This window comes from Bartonella sp. CL162QHHD (assembly GCF_042195435.1).
Taxonomy (GTDB): domain Bacteria; phylum Pseudomonadota; class Alphaproteobacteria; order Rhizobiales; family Rhizobiaceae; genus Bartonella.
Genome location: NZ_JBHIOG010000017.1, coordinates 1 through 3,312 on the forward strand (window position 1 = coordinate 1; position 3,312 = coordinate 3,312).

4 protein-coding genes are annotated in these 3,312 nt (G+C 36.1%); all 4 read right to left on the bottom strand.

The annotated features are described in order from the left end of the window. Positions 1–67 precede the first annotated feature (67 nt). Positions 68–406, bottom strand: coding sequence for a hypothetical protein (locus ACFILD_RS01735; RefSeq protein ID WP_375664689.1), 339 nt, complete (start codon positions 404–406; stop codon positions 68–70). Between the two features lie 14 nt (positions 407–420). Beyond that, positions 421–936 (bottom strand): single-stranded DNA-binding protein, encoded by a 516-nt coding sequence (gene ssb / locus ACFILD_RS01740; RefSeq protein ID WP_375664687.1) that lies wholly within the window; start codon positions 934–936, stop codon positions 421–423. A 304-nt stretch (positions 937–1,240) separates the two neighbouring features. Beyond that, positions 1,241–2,125, bottom strand: coding sequence for a hypothetical protein (locus ACFILD_RS01745; protein WP_375608869.1), 885 nt, complete (start codon positions 2,123–2,125; stop codon positions 1,241–1,243). Positions 2,126–2,201: 76 nt separating this feature from the next. Further along, positions 2,202–2,999, bottom strand: coding sequence for a hypothetical protein (locus ACFILD_RS01750; protein ID WP_375658055.1), 798 nt, complete (start codon positions 2,997–2,999; stop codon positions 2,202–2,204). Positions 3,000–3,312 lie beyond the last annotated feature (313 nt).

Here is a 3,312-nt window from a genome sequence, read left to right on the forward strand (position 1 = left end):
TTTTGCACGTGATATACGTCCGTTTGGTTCTCTTACCTGCCCTGCTATTTTAGGGCGTCCCCTCTTTTTATTTTTTTTCACAGATAACCTCAGACACCTGTTTAACGCTTTCCCAAATTTCCTCTGAGTTTGACCATGTCTCTCCACCCAAAGTCACTACAAATAACAGTAACGCTATTGATATACAAAGGGCTGGTATTTTTTTCCAATCATCATCATTACCCATCATCCACACGAAGATAATGACAATCATTACAATTAGAAAGCCTGCTGATATATTACAGAATGTCTCAATCTTATTATTATGTTGTAATGATTTTATCTCCTGATCTGTAATAGTATAGTTATAAACTGGCTTAGATTTACAGATTGCACTAAAGGTATGGAGCGGCGGCTTATCAGACATTTAAATACCCTCTATTAAAAAGGAACACTGTCATTCATAACGGTATGGGGCGTATCAAGAGGTCTGTAAATGCTTCTGTCATAAGCAGATGACTGCTCTTGATTATCATCATTTTTGCCATCTAAAAGCTTTAACTCGCCTTTGTACTGAGGCAATATGACTCCTGTTACATAGCGATCAACACCGTTTTTATCTTGCCATTTACGGGTTTGTAGTCGCCCCTCGATATAAACTTTGCTGCCTTTATTCAGATACTGGAGTGCTACTTTTGCCAAGTGTGGATTAAACACCACAATGGAATGCCATTCGGTTTTGTCTATTCTCTTATTGGTTGCCTTGTCTGTATAGCTCTCAGACGTTGNCACCACAATGGAATGCCATTCGGTTTTGTCTATTCTCTTATTGGTTGCCTTGTCTGTATAGCTCTCAGACGTTGCCATTCGAAAATTGACCACCTCGATGCCAGATGACATTGTTTTGCTTTCTGGATTGGCACCTAAATGACCAATTAACATCACTTTATTAAGCATTTGCTTTCTGTCCTTTAATGGAAAATAGTACTTAGAACAAAACATAACTCACAACTGATGGTAGTATAACACATTATGGTGTATTTTTACAAACAGAATTTATCATAACACACTGAATCTACAGTATGAATCCCATTTTTATTTTACTTAACAGCTTGCTTTTTGATACGTTTTGTGCAATAAAGAGATGTTCTTTTATATTTCGATTGGTTATTTTAATCGTTTATTTGGATCGCTAGCTGTTTTGATAATAAAAGCCGTGTCTTAAAGGACGCGGCTTTTTTGCTATAAAGCAGCCCGCCTATTAAACAACTTTGTGTATTTTTTCTATTATTTTAAAATGACCAAATTTAGTGATTTTAGTTTTGCCAATAAAATCTCTATAACCTCTTGTGAGTTTTTTATCACCCGCTAAAACCGCATCGTTTAAAAGATCTAACGTTCCACATGCTTGTGCATTATCACGGACCTTAGCTTTCTCTCTAATACGAGCGCGTCCGTAAACTTGTGCATTCCCATAAATCCTAGCATTGTCTTCAATTATTGCATTATCATAAACACGTGCATTGCCATAAATCTCAGGTTTATCTTCACCATGAGAAAACCCAACTTCTGCATTGCCATAAACATGAGCATTTTCATAAACATGGCTTCTAAAATCAATACAAGCATTTTCATAAATATGCGCATTGTTATAAATATGAGCAGTACCACAAACCTTGGCTTTACCATAAATCTGTGCATTGTCATAAATATGTGCATGCCCACCAATACACGCTTGTTCATAAATAACAGCATTACCGTATACAAGAGCATCCATTACAACACGTGCGCCACCGTAAACCATAGCATCATCACTAACCCAGCAACCATAACGATGATCTAAATTGCTTTCATTCTCTATAAAACCGCCTAAGGTACCTGCTTTTATACAAAAGTTATTATTATCACCAAAAAAATGTTTAAAATCTTTAATGGCTCTAATACGGTGTAATATATGTCCATTAAATTCCCTTGTCTCACTTGTTAATTCATATTTTCTAGGTACTTGCTTTTCATTCTCAGGACGTAAAGGACTATGAAGGCTTTGATCATATATCGTCCATTTAAGAGCAAAGAGATTATGATTTTCACTTTCTTCTTCTTTATTGCGTGTTATGAGATCAATAAGTTCATATGTTTTTTTCATAGTGAAATGCCTTTTAAAGAAAATTTTTGAATGAAATGGTTATAAGGAGGCGCCCCCGCACCGCCCGCGCCGTTATTTACGCTGCTTTTTCTAAAATATTATTCGAGTTATATATGACTTTATTGCCACTATAAACCTCACCTTCCCTATGAACAAAATCACACTCTCTTAATTTTGCCTTGCCTGAAACCTTCCCATAAATTTTTGAATAACCTGATATTTTTGCATTACCATAAATAATCCCATGAATTTCAGCATGCCCTTCAATAACAGCGTTCCCATGAACGTGTGCATTTTTATAAAGTTTTGAAAAGCCTAGAACCTTGGCATTACCATAAACTTTTACATCAGCATAAATGCAAGCATATCCAGAAAGCTTGGCATTACCAAAAATATGTGTATCATTAAAAACCCAAGCATTATAATGAACGTGAGCATTCCCATAAATTCTTGCACGAGGATAAATACGTGCAAAACCATAAACCTCAGCATTTCCATAAACAAAGCCACCTACAACCGCCTTGCCATAAACACGGGCGTTTTCATAAATACAAGCTTCCACATTAACATGAGCATAACCACTTACAACGGCATTATCGTAAACCCGTGCATTAGCATAAACCTTGGCTTTACCTCCGACCCAGCAATTGCCATGATGCGATAAATTGTATTCACTACCTATAAAACCGCCGAGGTCCCCTTTTTTGACATCTCCAAAATCTCTTAATGCTCTAATTCTATGAAGTGTCTTAAAACCAACTTCAATCGTCTCGCCTGTAAATTCGTATTTTTTTGCAAACTCTCTCTTTTTAAAAGAGCCATTATCATCTGTAATAAAAAAGGAAGATTCTTGATTTTTAACTGTAGCTTTCATGCTAGTAATCCTTGTGATAATTGGGTTTTGAATTGACAACCCTATAAGGGCGCCGGGTGTTCAAAACACGGTCACAAGTCCGTCGTCACACTTTTCTCATAAGAGTATTGTATGGTGTGAACACACCCGACATAATCGTTATATGCTAATCACAACATAAAAGACAGTCAGTATTTAAAGAAATGGGAAAAACCTTATCGGGGTTTATCCGCTTGTGATTTAGTGTTTTGAGCACTTGACGCCTTTCTAAACGAACCTTTCCTTAATGTCAATACGTATTTTTTATTTTTTTCAATTTTTTTCATTTTGATAC

Excerpts from the sequence above, each read along its gene's own strand:
- ACFILD_RS01750 (WP_375658055.1), bottom strand. The coding sequence starts at position 2,999 with ATGAAAGCTACAGTTAAAAATCAAGAATCTTCCTTTTTTATTACAGAT.
- ACFILD_RS01745 (WP_375608869.1), bottom strand. The coding sequence starts at position 2,125 with ATGAAAAAAACATATGAACTTATTGATCTCATAACACGCAATAAAGAA.
- ACFILD_RS01735 (WP_375664689.1), bottom strand. The coding sequence starts at position 406 with ATGTCTGATAAGCCGCCGCTCCATACCTTTAGTGCAATCTGTAAATCT.